Genomic DNA, 18,750 nt, shown 5'->3' with positions numbered 1-18,750 from the left:
GAACATGGGGCCTTACGTGCGGAATGTACGTGCTGTGTGCGTCGCTGCTCAGCTGTTCGTCTTCATGAGGATGCCGAGTACGACAATGCACGCGAACCAGAGCAGACCGATCACCACGGTGATCCGGTCGAGGTTGCGCTCGGCGACCGAGGAGCCGCCGACGGACGACTGCATGCCGCCACCGAACATGTCGGAGAGGCCGCCGCCCTTCCCCTTGTGCATCAGCACCAGCAGCATCAGCAGCAGGCTGAAGACGATCAGGGCGATCGAGAACCCCAAAACCACGGCTGGACCAACTTCCTCGGATTCGGATGGACGACGGGGGCACAGCGACCAGGCTGTGCCCCCGCAAGGGTACGACGTATCGCCGCTACCGCATACTCCCAGCTCGTGTCACTGGTCGCGGAAGCGCACGATCTTGACGAACTCGTCCGCGTCCAGCGAGGCACCGCCGACCAGGGCGCCGTCGATGTCGGCCTGCGCCATGATCTCGGCGACGTTGCCGGCCTTGACGGAGCCGCCGTACTGGATGCGGACCTGGTCGGCCAGCTCCTGGGTGTACAGCTCGGCGATCTTGCCGCGGATGGCGGCGCAGACCTCCTGGGCGTCCTCGGCGCCGCAGACCTTGCCGGTGCCGATGGCCCAGACGGGCTCGTAGGCGATCACGATCGACTCGGCCTGTTCGGCCGGGAGGTCCTTCAGACCGCCCTCGACCTGGGCGAGCGTGTGCGTGACGTGGTTGCCCGCCTCGCGGACCTCGAGCTCCTCGCCGACGCACAGGATCGGGGTCAGGCCGTGCTTGTAGGCGGCCTTGACCTTGGCGTTGACCAGCTCGTCGGTCTCGTTGTGGTACTGGCGGCGCTCGGAGTGGCCGATCGCCACGAACGTGCACTTCAGCTTGGCCAGCATGGCGCCGGAGATCTCGCCGGTGTAGGCGCCGGAGTCGTGCGCCGAGAGGTCCTGGGCACCGTACTTGATCTTGAGCTTGTCGCCGTCGACCAGGGTCTGCACGGAGCGCAGGTCGGTGAAGGGCGGCAGGACGGCGACCTCGACGGCCTCGTAGTCCTTGTCCGCGAGGGCGAAGGCGAGCTTCTGGACGTGGGCGATGGCCTCGAGGTGGTTGAGGTTCATCTTCCAGTTGCCCGCCATCAGCGGCGTGCGCGTGCTCATGTAGGTCAGTCCTCCAGTGCGGCGAGGCCGGGGAGCGTCTTGCCCTCGAGGTATTCGAGGGAGGCGCCGCCGCCGGTCGAGATGTGGCCGAATGCGTTCTCGTCGAAGCCCAGGAGGCGCACGGCCGCGGCGGAGTCGCCGCCGCCGACGACCGTGAAGGCCGGGGAGTCGAGGAGGGCCTGGGCGACCGCCTTGGTGCCCTCGGCGAAATCGGGGTGCTCGAAGACGCCCATCGGGCCGTTCCAGAAGACGGTGGCGGCGTCGGCGATCTTCGAGGCGTACAGCTTGCGGGTCTCCGGACCGATGTCCAGGCCCTCCTGGTCGGCCGGGATGGCGTCCGCGGCGACGGTGGTGGGGTTGGCCGGGGCCTTGGTCTTGAGGTCGGGGAAGTCCGTGGAGACCAGGGTGTCGACGGGCAGCACCAGCTCGACGCCGGTCTTCTCGGCGCGCTCGATGTACTCGAGGACCGCCGGGATCTGGTCCTCCTGCAGGAGGGACTTGCCGATCTCGTAGCCCTTGGCCTTGAGGAAGGTGTACGCCATGCCGCCGCCGATGAGCAGGCGGTCGGCCTTGCCGAGCAGCTGGTCGATGACGGCGAGCTTGTCGGAGACCTTGGCGCCGCCGAGGGCGACGACGTACGGGCGCTGCACGTCTTCGGTGAGCTTCTTCAGTACGGCGACCTCGTTCGCGATGAGGTAGCCGGCGGCGTGCGGCAGACGCGCCGGGAGGTCGAATACCGAGGCGTGCTTACGGTGCACAGCGCCGAAGCCGTCGCCGACGTAGACGTCCGCGAGGGCGGCCAGCTGGTCCGCGAACTCGCCGCGCTCGGCGTCGTCCTTGGAGGTTTCGCCCGCGTTGAAGCGCAGGTTCTCGATGACCGCGACCTGGCCCGGCTCGAGGCCGTCGACGGCCGCGTGGGCGGCGGGGCCGACGGTGTCCTGGGCGAAGGCCACGGGGGCGCCCAGGAGTTCACCGAGCCGCTCGGCGGCCGGAAGCAGGGAGAAGGCCGGGTCCGGCGCGCCCTTGGGGCGGCCGAGGTGCGAGGCCACGACCACCTTGGCGCCCGCGTCCGCGAGGGCCTTGACGGTGGGCAGGACGGCGCGGATGCGGCCGTCGTCGGTGATGAGGCCGTCGGCGAGCGGCACGTTGAGGTCGGCGCGGACGAAGACCCGCTTGCCGTCCACGCCGTCGGCGAGAAGTTCGTCGATCGTCTTCATGTGAGGACTCCTGGTGAGGGCTGCTCTGATCGTACGAGGGCTGATCCGTACGTGAGTCAGGGCCCGGGCGGCGCGTCCCTGCGCTGCCCGAGCCCTGCGTTCACATCGAGTTGCCTGCTCTGTGGGTCAGATCAGAGCTGGTTGCCGACGAAGACCGTCAGGTCGACGAGGCGGTTGGAGTAGCCCCACTCGTTGTCGTACCAGCCGAGGATCTTCACCGAGTTGCCCTCCTGGACCATGGTCAGGGAGGAGTCGAAGGTGCAGGAGGCCGGGTCGCTGACGATGTCCGAGGAGACGATCGGGTCCTCGGTGTACGACAGGTAGCCCTTGAGGTCGCCGTCCTCGGAGGCCTTCTTGAACGCGGCGTTGACCTCGTCCTTGGTGACCTCGCGCTGCAGCGTCACGACCAGGTCGGTGGCCGAGCCGGTGGGGACCGGGACGCGCATGGCGATGCCGTCCAGCTTGCCCTTGAGCTGCGGCAGGACCAGGGCGGTGGCCTTGGCGGCACCGGTGGTGGTCGGGATGATGTTCTCGGCGGCGGCGCGGGCGCGGCGCAGGTCCGAGTGCGGGAAGTCGAGGATGCGCTGGTCGTTGGTGTACGCGTGGACCGTCGTCATCAGGCCCTTGACGATGCCGAAGTTCTCGTCGAGGACCTTCGCCATCGGCGCCACACAGTTGGTGGTGCAGGAGGCGTTGGAGATGACGTGGTGGTTGGCCGCGTCGTACTTGTCCTGGTTGACGCCCATCACGATGGTGATGTCCTCGTCCTTGGCCGGAGCCGAGATGAGGACCTTCTTGGCGCCGCCGGCGATGTGCTTCTCGGCGTCGGCCTTCTTCGTGAAGATGCCCGTCGACTCGACGACGATGTCGACGCCGAGCTCGCCCCACGGGATGTCGGCGGGGTTGCGCTCGGAAAGAACCTTGATGGTGTGCCCGTCGACGGTGATCGTGTCGGCGGTGTGCGACACCTCGGCCTTGAGGCGGCCTAGGATGGTGTCGTATTTGAGCAGGTGGGCGGTGGTCGCGGTGTCACCCAGGTCGTTGACAGCCACGATCTCGATGTCTGCACCCTGCTCCAGCAGCGCGCGGAAGTAGTTGCGACCGATACGACCGAAGCCGTTGATGCCTACGCGGATCGTCACGAACCGATCTCCTCGTTGGTACGCCGGCCATGCGGTGCCGGCGAGCTCTGTTTGGGATGTCCCCGACCACCCCCGACCCTACCTCCCTGAGGGCCCCGGAGTGACATCGAGACGCCCCATACATGGGCAGGCGGTCCGTACCCGCCAGTAGGGGTACGGACCGCCCGGGACGAAAGTTCTGATCACTCTTTTTGACTACGGAGAGCTAGTCATCGTTGACCGGGGTGTTCACCCTTCCAGGGCCGCGAGCGCCTTCTTGACGAGGCTGTTGCGGTCGGCCGCCGCGCTGACGTGCTCCAGGCCGAAGCCCAGCAGCACGGTCCGGTCGGTGGTGATCGCTCCGTATGTCCTGAACAGGGCTCCGGTGCGCGCCCAGTCCTTGAGGACGGCCGGGCTGCCCGCGGGCGGTCCGGACACGCTCCAGGCGCCGAGCGACGTCTCGAAGCCCTCGGTCTGGGTCGGCGTGCCGCCGATGACGAGCGAGGCGTCGTCGGCGAGGACGCCGTGGCCGCCGGTGCCCGGGTCGGTGACGTAGCTGAGGGAGACCTCGACGGACTTGCCGGCGTAGGCGCTCAGGTCGAAGTTGACCTGCTCCCAGCCGTTGGAGGCGCCGGTGAGGCTGTTCCAGGAACCGCTCGTGCCGGTCGCGGTGCAGTCGTTGTTCGCGATGGTCAGGTAGTGCTTGAGCCACGGGTGCTCGTTCACCAGGAAGCCCGCCCCGCACTCGCTCGGTACGGTCTGGCGGGTCGCTCCGCCCTTCTCCGGCAGGGTCGTCCAGTCGTCGGCGCCGGTGGTGTGGGCCTCGACGATGACGTGGTCGTAGCCGGGCTCGGTGTCCCAGAGCAACTGGCTGCGCAGGGTGGGCTGCTGGGCCGCGGTGACACCCGTGAGGTCGATGGTGCGGGTGAGGCGCTTGTAGGCGTCATCGGTGTGGACGGCGGCCGCCATGTACGAGCCTGCGTACGGCCCGTACGGGTTGACGGTCCCGGCGAACTGGCCTGCGCCCGCACTGGCGAACTGCGGGTACTTGTCGGCGGGCAGCGAGTCGGATGTGACGCTGTAGGTGCCCGCCTTGTCGAGCGGGTTGCCGGTGGCGGCACCGAGCGCCCCGCTGAAGCCGTCGAGCTTGCCGGAGCCGGTGAAGCCGGTGGCCCCGGGGGTCGACGTACGGGAGTAGGCGCCCAGGTAGTACTGGCTGAAGTCGTTCGACAGGGTGCCCCCGCCGAGGTCGACGCTGCCGCCGGCCTGCTCGCCCGCCTCGATCAGCTTGCCGCCCTCGTTGAGATAGGCGCGCAGCTGGAGCTGGGTGGCGTTGCCCGGGACGCTCGCCCCGGTGTAGTGGACGACGGTCTTGAAGTGCTTCAGCACGCCGAGCGCGTCGGGTGCGCCCTGGGTGGCGACGTCCCAGACGATCGCCTTGCGGCCGTTCGCCTTCAGCGCGTCCACGTACGTCTGCGCCTGCGTGGCGGTCGCGCCTTCCTCGGCGACGACGAGCGTGTCGGCCTTGGCCCGCTGGGCGACGGTGTAGGTGAAGTGCTCGCTGGAGACCTTCTTGCCGTTCCTGGCCTTGCCGGTGAACCACACCTCGACCTTGTCGCCCGGGGCGCCGTCCCTGACCTTGGCCCGGTACTCGTCGAAGTGCAGGTTGTCGTCACCGCCGTAGGTCTCGCCGCCCTTCCAGGCCCTGAGCCCCTCATCCTGCGTACGGCCGCCGTTGACGCGGTACTTGAGCTCCTTGTCGCGCACGGCCTTGCGTACGACGACGGAGACCTCCTGGTCGGCGCCGCGCGCGTACGACGTGGCGAACTTCGCCGGGGTGAAGTCGGCGGCGGTCAGGCCGAGCGAGGAGGACGGTGTGTCGGGGTGCGGGGCGGTCTCGGCGACCGACAGCGCGAACGGGATGTTCTTCTCGAACTCCTGCTGGATCAGCTTCTCGTCGTCCGGGAAGTTGAAGACGGACTGGCAGTCGGCCGCGTTCCACTGGTCGTTCGGGTCGATGTTCGACGCGGTCTGACACGTCGACATCTCCGGGGTGAACATCGATATGCCGTTGACGTTCGCCGCGTGTCCGTCCGCCTCGCCGTTGGTGGTGTACAGCTCGGAGGAGACCTGCGGGCGGTAACCGGGGATCGCGGAGTGGTCCGGCGAACCGGCGAGGGCCTTGTAGACCACGTCGTCGGGGGTCGGGGTGGCGACCTGCCAGCCGACGCCGTAGAGGAGGAGTTCGGCGGCGGAGTGGTAGTTGATGGCGTACGTGAAGCCGATGCGCTTCTCGAAGGCGTCCAGCGCCCTGGTCTCGGGCTCGGAGGCCGGGCTCGCGCCGCGATAGGTCTCGCTGGTGGGGTTGGGGGACGAACCCTCGTCGTCGTAGCCCCACTTGTAGGCGAAGTTGCGGTTGAGGTCGACGCCGTCACCGGTGGATATGACGCCGTCGCCGTTGACGTCCCGCAGGTTCTTGCGCCACAGGCGGGTCTCGGAGTTCTTGAAGGTGTAGTCGTAGCCGTCGGGGTTGGCCGAGATCACGAACCACAGCTCGGTGGAGTCCACGATCTTCTTGATGCGCTGGTCGGTCTTGTAGTGGTCCAGGTAGTAGTGCATCAGCCGGCGGGTCATCTCCGGCGTGATCCACTCGCGCGCGTGCTGGTTGGACAGGTAGAGGACGGAGGGCTTCGAGCCGTCCTTGGACTTCTTCGCGTCCTTGGTGAGTTTCAGGGCGAGGATGTCCTGTCCGTTGACGGTCTTGCCGATGGAGACGACCTTGGTGAGGCCGGGATTCTGCTGACCGGTCCGGACGATCTCCTCCTTGAGGCCGCCGCTTCCGCTGTACGGGCGGAAGACGCCTTGGCCGGCGGCCTCCACGCGCCTCGCGGCCCTGGCCGAAAGCGTGTGCTCGGTCAGGGCGACGCCCTGCTTCTCCAGCTTGTGGGCCTGTTGACCGGTGAGGTAGAGCTCGACCGAGGCGGTGCCCTTCTCCGGGACCTGGTCGCTGAGTTCGTCGCCGTCCTGTCCGGCGGCCAGCAGCAGGGGTACCTGCTGGGCGGTGACGTCGGCGCGGTAGACCTTGACCTCGGTGGGGTCGGATCCCTGCGAACTTCCGTTCTGTGCCTGGGCGATGGGTGCGAGGCCCGCTCCGCCGAGCAGGAGCGCGCCGACAGCGAGGATCGATCTCGCTCTGTGTCTCATGAACCCCCCTAGCAGTCCTTCGTCACGGTGACGAAAGTCTTGCCAGGCTCATGCCACTACACGGCCGAGTCAAGGGCGCCTCAAAGACAGAGAAAACCGGTGCCGACGGCCCAAGTGGGCGTCGGCACCGGTGTGTTGGACTGCGGGGCTCAGCCGACCAGGTTGTCGGCCATCTCCTCGGTGATGCTGGACTCCGTGCCCGGGATGCCGAGGTCGGAGGCGCGCTTGTCGGCCATCGCGAGGAGCCGGCGGATACGGCCGGCGACGGCGTCCTTGGTCAGCGGCGGGTCGGCGAGCGCGCCCAGCTCCTCCAGCGAGGCCTGCTTGTGCTCCATGCGCAGCCGTCCTGCGGCCGCGAGGTGCTCGGGCACCTCGTCGCCGAGGATCTCCAGGGCGCGCTGGACGCGGGCGCCGGCGGCGACGGCCGCGCGTGCGGAGCGGCGCAGATTGGCGTCGTCGAAGTTGGCGAGACGGTTCGCCGTGGCCCGCACCTCGCGGCGCATCCGGCGCTCCTCCCAGGCCAGCACCGACTCGTGCGCGCCGAGGCGGGTGAGCAGGGCACCGATCGCGTCGCCGTCACGGACGACCACGCGGTCCACGCCGCGCACCTCGCGCGCCTTCGCGGCGATCGACAGCCGGCGGGCGGCGCCGACCAGGGCGAGCGCGGCCTCCGGGCCGGGGCAGGTCACCTCCAGGGAGGAGGAGCGGCCGGGCTCGGTCAGGGAGCCGTGCGCCAGGAAGGCGCCGCGCCAGGCGGCCTCCGCGTCGCAGGTGGCCCCCGAGACCACCTGCGGGGGCAGACCCCGGATCGGGCGGCCGCGGCCGTCGACCAGGCCGGTCTGCCGGGCCAGCTGGTCACCGCCGGCGACGACCCGTACGACGTAGCGCGAACCGCGGCGCAGTCCGCCCGGCGCCATCACGATCAGTTCGGAACTGTGGCCGAAGATCTCCAGGATGTCCCGCTTCAGGCGCCGCGCCGCCATCGCGGTGTCCAGCTCCGCTTCGATCACGATGCGCCCGCTGACCAGGTGGAGGCCGCCGGCGAACCGCAGAATGGCGGAGACCTCCGCCTTTCTGCAGCAGGTCCGGGTGACGGGGAGCCGGGAGATCTCGTCCTTCACCGCTGCCGTCATCGCCATGGGCCGATCCTTCCATGCATCCGAAAAATACGGTCGTACGCGGCGGCCAGCAGCTCCGGGTCGTGCCGCGGAGTTCCGTCCCTCCGGGCCACCGGCGCCAGCTCGACCGCGGCACCGAACCGCTCGGCGGCCTCGGTGAGCACGTCGCGGTCGGGCACCGCGGCCTCGTCGGCCAGCACCACGTCCAGGGCGAGTTTAGGGGCGTGTCGTCCCAAAACCTCCAAATGACGCTGCGGGGAGAAGCCCTCGGTTTCTCCGGGCTGCGGCGCGAGGTTCAGCGAGAGTACCCGGCGTGCCTTCGTCTCGGTGAGGGCGTCCAGGAGTTCGGGCACGAGCAGGTGCGGGATGACCGAGGAGAACCAGGAACCGGGGCCGAGGACGACCCAGTCGGCGTCCAGGACCGCCTCGACGGCCTCGGGGACGGCGGGCGGGTCGTTCGGAACGAGGTGCACGGACTGCACCTCGCCCGGCGTGAGCGCCACAGTCGCCTGTCCCCGCACGGTGTCGACGTCCTCGGGCCGCTCCGGGTCGTGCCCCTTGACCAGAGCCTGCAGCTCCAGGGGTACGGCGGACATGGGCAGCACGCGCCCGTGCGCGCCGAGCAGCTTGCCGACCAGGTCGAGGGCCTGGACATGGTCGCCCAGCTGCTCCCACAGGGCGACGATCAGAAGGTTGCCGACCGCGTGTTCGTGCAGGTCGCCCTTGGACTGGAAGCGGTGCTGGATGACGCGGGCCCAGGTCTGTCCCCAGTCGTCGTCGCCGCACAGCGCGGCCAGCGCCTTGCGCAGGTCGCCGGGCGGGAGCACGCCCAGTTCGTCACGCAGGCGGCCGCTGGAGCCGCCGTCGTCGGCCACGGTGACGACGGCGGTGAGGTCGCCGGTGATCCGGCGCAGCGCGGCGAGCGAGGCGGACAGGCCCATGCCGCCGCCGAGGGCGACCACCTTGGGCTGGGCGCCGCGGCGGCGCGGCCGGGCGCCGCGGGCCTCCACGGGCCGGCCCGAGCGGGACTCGGGCACGACCCGGCGCAGCCTGCTCAGCCGCGGAGAACGCTCCGTCATTCGCGTCCCATGTCCCGGTGCACGACCACCGTCTCCACGCCCTCGGCCGCAAGACGTGCGGCGAGCTTCTCCGACATGGCCACCGAGCGGTGCTTGCCGCCCGTGCAGCCGATGGCGATGGTCACGTACCGCTTGCCCTCGCGGCGGTAGCCGGCCGCGATGAGGCGCAGCAGCTCGGCATAGCGGTCGAGGAACTCCTTGGCGCCGGGCTGGTTGAAGACGTACGCCGCGACCTCTTCGTTCAGGCCGGTGAAGGGGCGCAGCTCCGGGACCCAGTGCGGGTTGGGCAAAAAGCGCATGTCCGCGACCAGGTCGGCGTCGACCGGGAGGCCGTACTTGAAGCCGAAGGACATGACGGTGGCCCGCAGCTCGGGCTCCTCCTCGCCGGCGAACTGGGCGTCCATCTTGGCGCGCAGCTCGTGCACGTTCAGGCTGGAGGTGTCGATCACCAGGTCGGCGTCGCCGCGCAGCTCGCGCAGCAGCTCGCGCTCGGCGGCGATGCCGTCGACGATGCGGCCGTCGCCCTGGAGGGGGTGCGGGCGGCGGACCGACTCGAAGCGACGCACCAGGGCGTCGTCGGAGGACTCCAGGAACACGATCCGCCGGGTGACGTGCTTGGCCTCCAGGTCGGCGAGGGACTCGCGGAGGTTGTCGAAGAAGCGGCGGCCGCGGACGTCGACGACGACCGCGATCCTGGCGACGTTGCCCTGCGAGCGGGCGCCGAGCTCCACCATGGTGGGGATCAGCGCGGGCGGCAGGTTGTCGACGACGAACCAGCCGAGGTCCTCCAGACACTTGGCGGCGGTCGACCTGCCCGCACCCGACATGCCCGAAATGATCACCAGCTCCGGGATGGCCGCCTCGGGGACCGCCCCGGGTGTGTCGCTGCCCGTACTCACCTGTACTCCGTCTCCGGCCTGGCTTTCTTGCCCGTCGTGCTCGTTCACATTCATGTCTCCTGCCCCCGTCGTTCGTCCGGGGCACCCATGGCTACGGGCTGCCCGCTGGAACCCTTGCTGGAGGGTTCCTCCTCCATGATCTCTCCAGTCGCCGTGTTCACGGCGGGCGCGGCCGGGGCCGCCTGGGCGAGGGCGACGGCGATCGTCTCGGCCGTCTTGCGGCCTATGCCGGGGACCTCGCAGATCTGGTCGATGGTGGCGGATCGTAGTTTCTTGAGCGAACCGAAATGTTTCAGCAGTGCCTGCTTGCGTGTGTCCCCGAGTCCCGGCACGTCGTCCAGGGGGCTCGACCTGAAGCGCTTGGCCCGTTTGGTGCGCTGGTAGGTGATCGCGAAGCGGTGCGCCTCGTCACGGACGCGCTGCAGCAGGTAGAGGCCCTCGCTGGTGCGGGGCAGGACCACCGGGTCGTCCTCGTCCGGCAGCCACACCTCCTCCAGGCGCTTGGCGAGGCCGCACACGGCGACGTCGTCGATACCGAGCTCGTCCAGGGCCTTCTTGGCCGCGGCGACCTGGGGCTGTCCGCCGTCCACGACGACGAGCTGGGGCGGGTAGGCGAACTTCTTGGGGCGGCCGTCCTCCTCGGTGAGCGTGTTCTCGCCGTCGGCCCACTCCCCCGTCTTCTCCTTCTCCGCGAGGTAGCGCCGGAAGCGACGGTTGATCACCTCGTGCATCGAGCGGACGTCGTCCTGCCCCTCGAAGCCCTTGATCTGGAAGCGGCGGTACTCGCTCTTGCGCTGCAGGCCGTCCTCGAAGACGACCATGGAGGCCACCACGTCGTCGCCCTGGAGGTGGGAGATGTCGTAGCACTCGATGCGGAGGGGGGCGCTGTCCAGGTCGAGGGCCTCGGCGATCTCCTCCAGGGCACGCGAGCGCGTGGTCAGGTCGGAGGCCCGCTTGGTCTTGTGCAGCACGAGCGCCTGCTGGGCGTTGCGCTCCACCGTCTCCATCAGGGCCTTCTTGTCGCCGCGCTGCGGGATGCGCAGCGAGACCGCGGAGCCGCGGCGCTCGGTGAGCCACTCCTGGACGGGCTCGACGGGGTCGGGCAGGGCCGGGACGAGGACCTCCTTGGGGACGGAGTCGCCCTTCTCCTCGCCGTAGAGCTGCTGCAGCGCGTGTTCGACGAGGGCACCGGTGGTGATCTCCTCGACCTTGTCGGTGACCCAGCCGCGCTGCCCGCGCACGCGTCCGCCGCGGACGTGGAAGATCTGGACGGCCGCCTCCAGCTCGTCCTCGGCGACCGCGATCAGGTCGGCGTCGGTCGCGTCGGCGAGCACGACCGCGTTCTTCTCCATGGCCTTCTTCAGGGCCTCGATGTCGTCGCGCAGGCGGGCCGCCCGCTCGTACTCCATCTCCTCGGCCGCCTGGGTCATCTGCTTCTCGAGGCGGCGCAGGTACGTCCCCGTACGCCCGGCCATGAAGTCGCAGAACTCCTCGGCCAGTTCGCGGTGTTCGTCGGCGGAGACGCGCTCGACGCAGGGGGCGGAGCACTTGCCGATGTAGCCGAGCAGACAGGGCCGGCCGGTGCGGGCGGCGTTCTTGAAGACACCCGCCGAGCAGGTGCGCACCGGGAAGACGCGCAGCAGGAGGTCCACGGTGTCGCGGATCGCCCAGGCGTGCCCGTACGGCCCGAAGTAGCGCACGCCCTTGCGCTTGTGGCCGCGCATCACCTGGACGCGCGGGAACTCCTCGTTCATCGTCACCGCGAGGTACGGGTAGCTCTTGTCGTCGCGGTACTTGACGTTGAACCGGGGGTCGAACTCCTTGATCCAGGAGTACTCCAGCTGCAGGGCCTCGACCTCCGTGGACACCACGGTCCATTCCACGGACGCGGCCGTGGTGACCATGCTGCGGGTGCGGGGGTGGAGTCCGGCCAGGTCCTGGAAGTAGTTCGCCAGGCGCTGGCGCAGGCTCTTCGCCTTTCCGACGTAGATCACCCGGCGGTGCTCGTCACGGAACCTGTACACCCCTGGCGAGTCCGGGATCTGTCCCGGCTTGGGGCGGTAGCTGGAGGGATCGGCCATGTCTCACACCCTACTGGCGAGGGCTGACAGTGCGGCGGGCCTGTGGACAACGCCGCCGCGCGGGTCACCGGGCCTCGGGGGACGTCACCCTCGGTGATCCACGCCGGCGCGCCGACTTGAGGCACCGATCGCGTCTCGGCCAGGAGTGCGCCGCTGTTGGGTCTCAGGTGTTGTCGGGACTAGGTCAACACGCTTCAATGCGGGGGAACTCGGGACCGGGAACGACGGCGTACGGATGTGAAGACTCCACGGCGCCGACGGGGTGGCCCCGAAACACGCACAACCCGGCCCGACCAGCCGTAGCGAGCATTCACAGAAAGGCCCCTGCATGCCGCACGCCACACAGCACGCGGACGTCGCCGCCGTCGTGACCGCGGAACTGGACTCGGCCCTGCGGGGCGGCCCCTTCCACGTCGCGCTGCGTGCCGCGATCGCCGCCCGCGGACTGCCGCTGCAGCGCGTGCAGCACCATCTGTCACGCTACGGCGTCAAGGTCGGTGTGACGAGCCTGAGTTACTGGCAGCAGGGTGCCCGACGCCCGCAGCGCCCCGAGTCCCTGCGGGCCGTACGCGCGCTGGAGGAGATCCTCCAGCTGCCGGAGGAATCCCTGATCCGGCTGCTCGCGGAGACCGACGAACCCTCGTGCGCGGGGCGGTCCGCGGGCCGTTCCTACCGCTCACTGGTGGAGGCGTCGGGCGTCCTGGAGCGGCTGCTGGCCGAGCTGGGCTCGCCCCTGGACGGGGGTCTGCACACCCTGGGCCACCACGAGCGGGTACGCATCGGCGCGCACCGCGAACTGGCGGGGCGCGAGTCCCACCACATAGTGCGCGCCCACAAGGACGGGGTCGACCGCTTCGTGGCCGTCCACCACGGCGACCCTGGCTGCGCGCCGGACCGCATGCGGGTGCACGCACTGGAGAACTGCCGCACGGGACGCGTGCGCGTGCACCACGACACCGGCGTGCTCGTGGCCGAGTTCCTCTTCGACACCCGCCTGCGGGCCGGGGACACCTTCCTCTTCCGCTACGGCATCGAGGACGGCACCGCCGGTGTGTCCCGTGAGTACATCCGCGGCTTCGGCCCGGCCGGCGGGCAGTACGCGCTCCAGGTGCATTTCCACGAGCAGGCCTTGCCCTCCCGCTGCCACCGCTTCGCCCAGCACTCGCCCGCGGCCCCGCGCAGCGGCCGCCAGGAACTGGCCATGAGCGGCCGCCACCGCTCGGTCCACCTCGTCGAGCCCCGGGTACGGACGGGGATCGTGGGCATCGGGTGGGACTGGGAGTGAGCCCTGCCCCACGGGCCGGCCGGATCGACGCACCTCTCCGCCACTACGGGACGTAAACGTTTGCGCAAGCGTTTACGCGGAGCCCTCGATGGGATACCGTCCTGGCCGAAGGCACGCCGTGCCGCCGGAAGGGGCGGGGCCCAGGAAGGGGCGGGCCCCAGGAAGGGGCGGGCCCCAGGAAGGGGCGGGGCCCAGGAAGGGGCGGGGCCCAGGAAGGGGACGCGATGGCGACCATGGCCGACGTCGCTCGAAGCGCCGGGGTCTCCGTGGCGACCGTCTCGCACGTCCTGAACGACACCCGGCCCGTCCTCCCCCACACCCGCCAGGCCGTCCTGGACGCCGTCGACCGGCTCGGCTACACCCCGAACACCCTCGCCCGCTCCCTGGTGACCGCGCGCACCCGCTCCATCGGGCTCGCGGTGTCGGCGATCAGCAACCCGTACTTCACGGAGATCCTCCAGGGCGTCGAGGCCGGTGCCCTGGAACACGGCTACAGCCTGCTCATCGCCGATCCGCACGACGACCCGGAGCACGAGCGCAAGGTCGTCCAGCTGCTGCACGAACGCCGGGTCGACGGCATGATCGTCGCCCCCTCCGCGAACCCGGGCGACCTCCTCGCCTACCTCGGCCGCCACGGCGTGCCGGCCGTCTTCCTCGACCGGCTCGTCGCCACCCCCGCCGACGGCACACCCGCCTACGACCAGGTGTGCGCCGAGAGCGTCGAACCGACCGCCCGGCTGGTCACCCATCTCGCCGAGCTCGGCCACCGCCGGATCGCCCTGGTAGCAGGCCGGCCCGGGCTCAGCACCACCCGCGAACGCGTCGCCGGATACCGCCACGGCCTCGCCGCCTCCGGGCTCCCCCACGACGAACGCCTCCTGGTGCACGGCGACTCCGAGTCCGCCGACGCCGAGCGCGCCACCACGGCTCTTCTCTCCCTCGCCACTCCGCCCACCGCACTCGTCACCGCCAACAACGCGATGACCATCGGTGCGCTGCGCGCCCTGCGCGAGCGCGGTCTGTCGGTGCCCGAGGACATGGCCCTGTGCTGCTTCGACGACTTCGCCTGGGCCGATGTGTTCTCGCCCCGGCTGACCGCCGTCGCCCAGCCCAGCCGGGAGATCGGTGCCCAGGCGGTGCGGGTGCTCCTGGAACGCCTCGCCTCCCCGGACCGTCCCGCCCGCACCCTGCGTCTGCCCTGCACCCTCGTCCACCGGACCTCGTGCGGCTGCCCGGAGGAGACGGCGCGGTCCGAACACCCCGAACAGCCCGAGACATTCGAGAAGCCCGAGACGTTCGGCAAGCGCCAGAAAGGAACCGCCTCGTGATCGTCGTCGCCGGTGAGGCCCTGATCGACCTGGTACCGCAGGGCACGGGTGCCCTCGCGGGCCTGAAGCCGGCGCTCGGCGGCGGCCCGTACAACACGGCCGTGGCCCTCGGCCGTCTCGGCTCCCCCACGGCGTTCTGCTCCCGCACCTCGCGCGACGCCTTCGGCGAGGCGCTGCTCGACGGGCTCCGGTCAGCGGGCGTGGACGTCTCGGCGGTGCAGCGCGGTGCGGAGCCGACCACCCTCGCGGTCGCCACGATCGACGGGGACGGATCCGCCGCCTACTCCTTCTACGTCGAGGGCACCGCCGACCGGCTGTTCGTGGCGCCCGAGGCGCTCCCCGCCGACACGCGGGCCGTGTCCTTCGGCACCTGCTCGCTCGTCCTGGAGCCCGGGGCGACGGCCTACGAGACCCTGCTGCGGACCGCGGCCGCGCAGGGCGTGTTCACCGCGCTCGACCCCAACATCCGGGCGGGCCTGATTCCTGACGCGGACGCCTACCGGGCGCGTTTTCGGAGCTGGCTGCCCTCGGTCTCGCTGCTCAAGCTCTCCGAGGAGGACGCCCTGTGGCTGGGCGGCTCCCCGCGGGAGTGGCTGGCCGCCGGACCCGCGGCCGTCGTGATCACCCATGGCGGCGACGGGCTCAGCGCCTTCACCCGAGACGGGGCCGTGTATCCCGTACCGGGCGAGAAGGTCGACGTCGTCGACACCATCGGCGCCGGCGACACGGTGAACGCGGCTCTCCTGCACGGTCTGGCCGCCCAGGACGCCCTGTCCGCCGAGGCGCTTGTGGGACTGGGCGCCGGCGGCTGGACCAGACTGCTGCGCTTCGCGGCGCGGGCCGCCGCGATCACCTGTTCCCGGGCGGGCGCGGAGCCGCCGTATGCCTCCGAACTGGACGAGGTGTAGGAGGCCGTAACGCGCGTGCGAGCCCGGCTTGCAACGGGCAGGCGCCCCGCGGGAAGTTCTCCCGCGGGGCGCCGCACTCTTCTGGATCCGCTCAGGCCTTGCGTGCCCGCGTCGTCTTCTTCGCGGGCGTGGCCTTCTTCGTGGCGCCGGCAGCCTTCTTCGTGGCCGTGTTGTTGGCGGTCCTGGCCGTCGCCGTCTTCTTCGCCGCCGACCCGGCCGCGACCGTCTTCCTGGCCGCGGTCTTGCGCGGGGCCGGTACCGAACTGGCGTCGCTGATCCGGTCGGCGCCGAGGATCTCCCGCAGGAACTTGCCGGTGTGGCTGGCGGGGATCCCCGCGACCTCCTCGGGCGTGCCCTCGGCGACGACGAGTCCGCCGCCGGCGCCGCCCTCGGGGCCCATGTCGACGATCCAGTCGGCGGTCTTGATCACGTCGAGGTTGTGCTCGATGACGATGACCGTGTTGCCCTTGTCGACCAGTCCGGCGAGCACCGTCAGCAGCTTGCTGATGTCCTCGAAGTGCAGACCGGTGGTCGGCTCGTCCAGGACGTAGACCGTGCGGCCGGTGGAGCGCTTCTGCAGCTCGCTGGCGAGCTTCACGCGCTGTGCCTCACCACCGGACAGGGTGGTGGCGGACTGGCCGAGCCGGACATAGCCGAGACCGACGTCGTTCAGCGTCTTGAGGTGGCGGTTGATCGCCGGGACCGCCTCGAAGAAGTTCATGGCTTCCTCGATGGGCATGTTCAGGACCTCGGCGATGGACTTGCCCTTGTAGTGGACCTCCAGGGTCTCCCGGTTGTAGCGGGCGCCGTGGCAGACCTCGCAGGGGACGTACACGTCCGGGAGGAAGTTCATCTCGATCTTGATGGTGCCGTCGCCCGCGCAGTTCTCGCAGCGGCCGCCCTTGACGTTGAAGGAGAAGCGTCCGGGCAGATAGCCGCGGACCTTCGCCTCGGTGGTCTCGGCGAACAGCTTGCGGATGTGGTCGAAGACGCCGGTGTACGTCGCCGGGTTGGAGCGCGGGGTGCGGCCGATGGGCGACTGGTCGACGTGCACGACCTTGTCGACGAGGTCGTCGCCGTCCACGCGCGTGTGCCGCCCGGGAACACTCCGCGCGCCGTTCAGCTCGCGGGCCAGGTGGGTGTACAGGATGTCGTTGACCAGCGTGGACTTGCCGGAGCCGGACACACCCGTGACGGCCGTGAACACGCCCAGCGGGAAGGAGACGTCGATGTCCTGGAGGTTGTTCTCGCGGGCACCGTGCACCGTGAGCCTGCGGGAGGGGTCCTGCGGGCGGCGGATGTCGGGCAGCGGGATCGACTTCTTGCCGGCCAGGTACTGGCCGGTCATGGACTCGGCGTTGGCGAGCAGCTCCTTCAGGGAGCCGCTGTGCACGACCTTGCCGCCGTGCTCGCCGGCGCCGGGGCCGATGTCGACGACCCAGTCGGCGACCTTGATGGTGTCCTCGTCGTGCTCGACGACGATGAGCGTGTTGCCCATGTCGCGCAGTCTGACCAGGGTCTCGATCAGCCGGTGGTTGTCACGCTGGTGCAGGCCGATGGACGGCTCGTCCAGGACGTACAGGACGCCGACGAGGCCGGAGCCGATCTGGGTGGCCAGGCGGATGCGCTGGGCCTCACCGCCGGAGAGGGTGCCGGCCGCGCGGTTCAGCGAGAGGTAGTCCAGGCCGACGTCGACCAGGAACCGCAGCCGTTCGTTGACCTCCTTCAGGACCCGCTCGGCGATCTTCTTGTCGCGGGCGTTGAGCTTCAGCTCGCCCAGGAAGTCGGCGCAGTCACTGATGGACATGCCGGAGACCTCGGCGATCGACTTCCCCATGATCGTGACCGCGAGGACGATCGGCTTCAGGCGGGTGCCCTCACAGGTGGGGCAGGGCACCTCGCGCATATAGCCCTCGAAGCGCTCGCGGCTGGCGTCGCTCTCGGCCTCGCTGTGCCGGCGCTTGACGAAGGGGACGGCACCTTCAAAGGGCGTGGTGTAGACGCGCTCGCGCCCGTACCGGTTGCGGTAGCGGACCTCGATCTGCGTCTTGTGGCCGTGCAGCAGCGCCTTCTTGGCGCGCTGCGGCAGACCCGCGAAGGGGATGTCGGTGCGGAATCCCAGCGCGTCCGCCAGGGCGCCGATCAGGCGGCCGAAGTAGTCCTTGGTGTGGCCGTGCGACCAGGGGTGGATGGCGCCCTCGTCGAGGGACTTGTCCTCGTCAGGGACGATCAGCTCGGGGTCGACCTCCATGCGCGTACCGATGCCGGTGCAGTCGGGGCAGGCGCCGAAGGGCGAGTTGAAGGAGAAGGAGCGCGGCTCCAGCTCCTCGAAGGACAGGTCGTCGTACGCGCAGTACAGGTGCTCCGAGTACATGCGCTCGCGCTCGGGGTCGCCCTCCGGGAGGTCGACGAAGTCGAGCACGACCATGCCGCCGGACAGGCCGAGGGCGGTCTCCACGGAGTCGGTGAGCCGGCGCTTGGCGGAGTCCTTGACCGTGAGGCGGTCGACGACCACCTCGATGGTGTGCTTCTCCTGCTTCTTCAGTGTGGGCGGGCTGGAGAGCTGGATGGTCTCGCCGTCCACGCGCGCGCGTGAGTAGCCCTTCGTCTGGAGATCGGCGAAGAGATCGACGAACTCACCCTTGCGCTCGCGCACCAGCGGCGACAGCACCTGGAAGCGGCTTCCCTCCGGCAGCTCCAGGACCTTGTCGACGATGGCCTGCGGCGACTGGCGCGAGATCGGGCGGCCGCACTCGGGGCAGTGCGGCTTGCCGATGCGCGCGAAGAGCAGACGCAGGTAGTCGTAGACCTCGGTGATGGTGCCGACCGTCGAGCGCGGGTTGCGCGAGGTCGACTTCTGGTCGATGGAGACGGCCGGGGACAGACCCTCGATGAAGTCGACGTCCGGCTTGTCCATCTGACCGAGGAACTGGCGGGCGTACGAGGAGAGCGACTCCACGTAGCGCCGCTGCCCCTCGGCGAAGATGGTGTCGAAGGCCAGCGAGGACTTGCCCGACCCCGACAGGCCCGTGAAGACGATGAGCGAGTCGCGCGGCAGGTCGAGCGAGACATTCTTGAGGTTGTGCTCGCGCGCGCCACGGACGATGAGACGGTCGGCCACGCCGGTCCGCACCTTTCTTGGCTTGAGAGGAGTGACAGGGGCGAGGCCCCCGTGCTTTCTCAGACTAGGGGGAGCCACTGACAACGCCGGTCGGATTCCCGGGTTGCATAACAATCCCCGGCACTCCAGCATGCCCGACGCCACGCCCGACCATATAGCACGCGCATTCGATTTACGGCACGGCTTCACCACCTTCACCCAAAGGTGTGGCGGAGCTAA

The 18,750-nt window shown here is 69.8% G+C and carries 13 protein-coding genes; 3 read left to right on the top strand and 10 right to left on the bottom strand.

Going from position 1 to position 18,750, the window contains the following annotated elements; genetic code table 11:
• Positions 1–48: 48 nt before the first annotated feature.
• From secG to uvrC, 9 genes are all read right to left on the bottom strand, one after another.
• Positions 49–279: a preprotein translocase subunit SecG gene (gene secG / locus ACFY1U_RS04600; RefSeq protein ID WP_207228689.1), complete on the bottom strand. Its 231-nt coding sequence runs from the start codon at positions 277–279 to the stop codon at positions 49–51.
• Positions 280–393: 114 nt separating this feature from the next.
• The gene (tpiA, locus tag ACFY1U_RS04595) at positions 394–1,170 is read right to left on the bottom strand and encodes a triose-phosphate isomerase (protein WP_390692650.1); all 777 of its coding nucleotides are present in this window, start codon (positions 1,168–1,170) and stop codon (positions 394–396) included.
• Positions 1,171–1,175: 5 nt separating this feature from the next.
• Positions 1,176–2,387 (bottom strand): phosphoglycerate kinase, encoded by a 1,212-nt coding sequence (locus ACFY1U_RS04590; RefSeq protein WP_344403890.1) that lies wholly within the window; start codon positions 2,385–2,387, stop codon positions 1,176–1,178.
• Positions 2,388–2,518: 131 nt separating this feature from the next.
• Positions 2,519–3,529: a type I glyceraldehyde-3-phosphate dehydrogenase gene (gene gap / locus ACFY1U_RS04585; protein ID WP_057618359.1), complete on the bottom strand. Its 1,011-nt coding sequence runs from the start codon at positions 3,527–3,529 to the stop codon at positions 2,519–2,521.
• Positions 3,530–3,757: 228 nt separating this feature from the next.
• Positions 3,758–6,712: a M14 family zinc carboxypeptidase gene (locus tag ACFY1U_RS04580; RefSeq protein WP_390692649.1), complete on the bottom strand. Its 2,955-nt coding sequence runs from the start codon at positions 6,710–6,712 to the stop codon at positions 3,758–3,760.
• 149 nt (positions 6,713–6,861) lie between these two features.
• Positions 6,862–7,851, bottom strand: a complete 990-nt coding sequence (whiA, locus tag ACFY1U_RS04575; RefSeq protein WP_030933313.1) for a DNA-binding protein WhiA — start codon at positions 7,849–7,851, stop codon at positions 6,862–6,864.
• Complete coding sequence (gene yvcK, locus ACFY1U_RS04570) at positions 7,842–8,909, bottom strand: uridine diphosphate-N-acetylglucosamine-binding protein YvcK (RefSeq protein ID WP_390692648.1); 1,068 nt, start codon at positions 8,907–8,909, stop codon at positions 7,842–7,844. Before yvcK ends, whiA begins: the two co-directional genes overlap by 10 nt.
• Positions 8,906–9,862: an RNase adapter RapZ gene (gene rapZ / locus ACFY1U_RS04565; protein WP_390692647.1), complete on the bottom strand. Its 957-nt coding sequence runs from the start codon at positions 9,860–9,862 to the stop codon at positions 8,906–8,908. The genes yvcK and rapZ overlap by 4 nt, the downstream gene beginning before the upstream one ends.
• A complete protein-coding gene (gene uvrC, locus ACFY1U_RS04560) occupies positions 9,859–11,889 on the bottom strand; it encodes an excinuclease ABC subunit UvrC (RefSeq protein ID WP_390692646.1) in 2,031 nt (676 codons plus the stop codon). Before uvrC ends, rapZ begins: the two co-directional genes overlap by 4 nt.
• Before the next feature lie 328 nt (positions 11,890–12,217).
• On the opposite strand from uvrC, the gene ACFY1U_RS04555 reads away from it, so the two are divergent.
• The 3 genes from ACFY1U_RS04555 (at position 12,218) to ACFY1U_RS04545 (ending at position 15,410) form a co-directional block, all read left to right on the top strand.
• Complete coding sequence (locus ACFY1U_RS04555) at positions 12,218–13,174, top strand: hypothetical protein (RefSeq protein ID WP_390692645.1); 957 nt, start codon at positions 12,218–12,220, stop codon at positions 13,172–13,174.
• Positions 13,175–13,398: 224 nt separating this feature from the next.
• Positions 13,399–14,502, top strand: a complete 1,104-nt coding sequence (locus ACFY1U_RS04550; RefSeq protein ID WP_390692644.1) for a LacI family DNA-binding transcriptional regulator — start codon at positions 13,399–13,401, stop codon at positions 14,500–14,502.
• Positions 14,499–15,410: a carbohydrate kinase gene (locus ACFY1U_RS04545; protein WP_390692643.1), complete on the top strand. Its 912-nt coding sequence runs from the start codon at positions 14,499–14,501 to the stop codon at positions 15,408–15,410. The genes ACFY1U_RS04550 and ACFY1U_RS04545 overlap by 4 nt, the downstream gene beginning before the upstream one ends.
• A 91-nt stretch (positions 15,411–15,501) precedes the next feature.
• Here the strand turns inward: ACFY1U_RS04545 and uvrA are convergent, their stop codons facing one another.
• Positions 15,502–18,531, bottom strand: a complete 3,030-nt coding sequence (gene uvrA / locus ACFY1U_RS04540; protein ID WP_390692642.1) for an excinuclease ABC subunit UvrA — start codon at positions 18,529–18,531, stop codon at positions 15,502–15,504.
• Positions 18,532–18,750: the final 219 nt, after the last annotated feature.

This window comes from Streptomyces sp. NPDC001351 (assembly GCF_042896045.1).
In the GTDB taxonomy this organism is placed as follows: domain Bacteria; phylum Actinomycetota; class Actinomycetes; order Streptomycetales; family Streptomycetaceae; genus Streptomyces.
The sequence above is the reverse complement of the archived record's forward strand: the minus strand, read 5'-3'. Positions and strand labels throughout refer to the sequence as shown.

What these genes read in the sequence shown, in the direction of transcription:
- whiA (WP_030933313.1), bottom strand. Translation starts at nt 7,851, where the DNA reads ATGGCGATGACGGCAGCGGTGAAGGACGAGATCTCCCGGCTCCCCGTC.
- tpiA (WP_390692650.1), bottom strand. Translation starts at nt 1,170, where the DNA reads ATGAGCACGCGCACGCCGCTGATGGCGGGCAACTGGAAGATGAACCTC.
- ACFY1U_RS04550 (WP_390692644.1), top strand. Translation starts at nt 13,399, where the DNA reads ATGGCGACCATGGCCGACGTCGCTCGAAGCGCCGGGGTCTCCGTGGCG.
- ACFY1U_RS04555 (WP_390692645.1), top strand. Translation starts at nt 12,218, where the DNA reads ATGCCGCACGCCACACAGCACGCGGACGTCGCCGCCGTCGTGACCGCG.
- ACFY1U_RS04580 (WP_390692649.1), bottom strand. Translation starts at nt 6,712, where the DNA reads ATGAGACACAGAGCGAGATCGATCCTCGCTGTCGGCGCGCTCCTGCTC.
- rapZ (WP_390692647.1), bottom strand. Translation starts at nt 9,862, where the DNA reads ATGAATGTGAACGAGCACGACGGGCAAGAAAGCCAGGCCGGAGACGGA.
- yvcK (WP_390692648.1), bottom strand. Translation starts at nt 8,909, where the DNA reads ATGACGGAGCGTTCTCCGCGGCTGAGCAGGCTGCGCCGGGTCGTGCCC.
- uvrC (WP_390692646.1), bottom strand. Translation starts at nt 11,889, where the DNA reads ATGGCCGATCCCTCCAGCTACCGCCCCAAGCCGGGACAGATCCCGGAC.
- ACFY1U_RS04590 (WP_344403890.1), bottom strand. Translation starts at nt 2,387, where the DNA reads ATGAAGACGATCGACGAACTTCTCGCCGACGGCGTGGACGGCAAGCGG.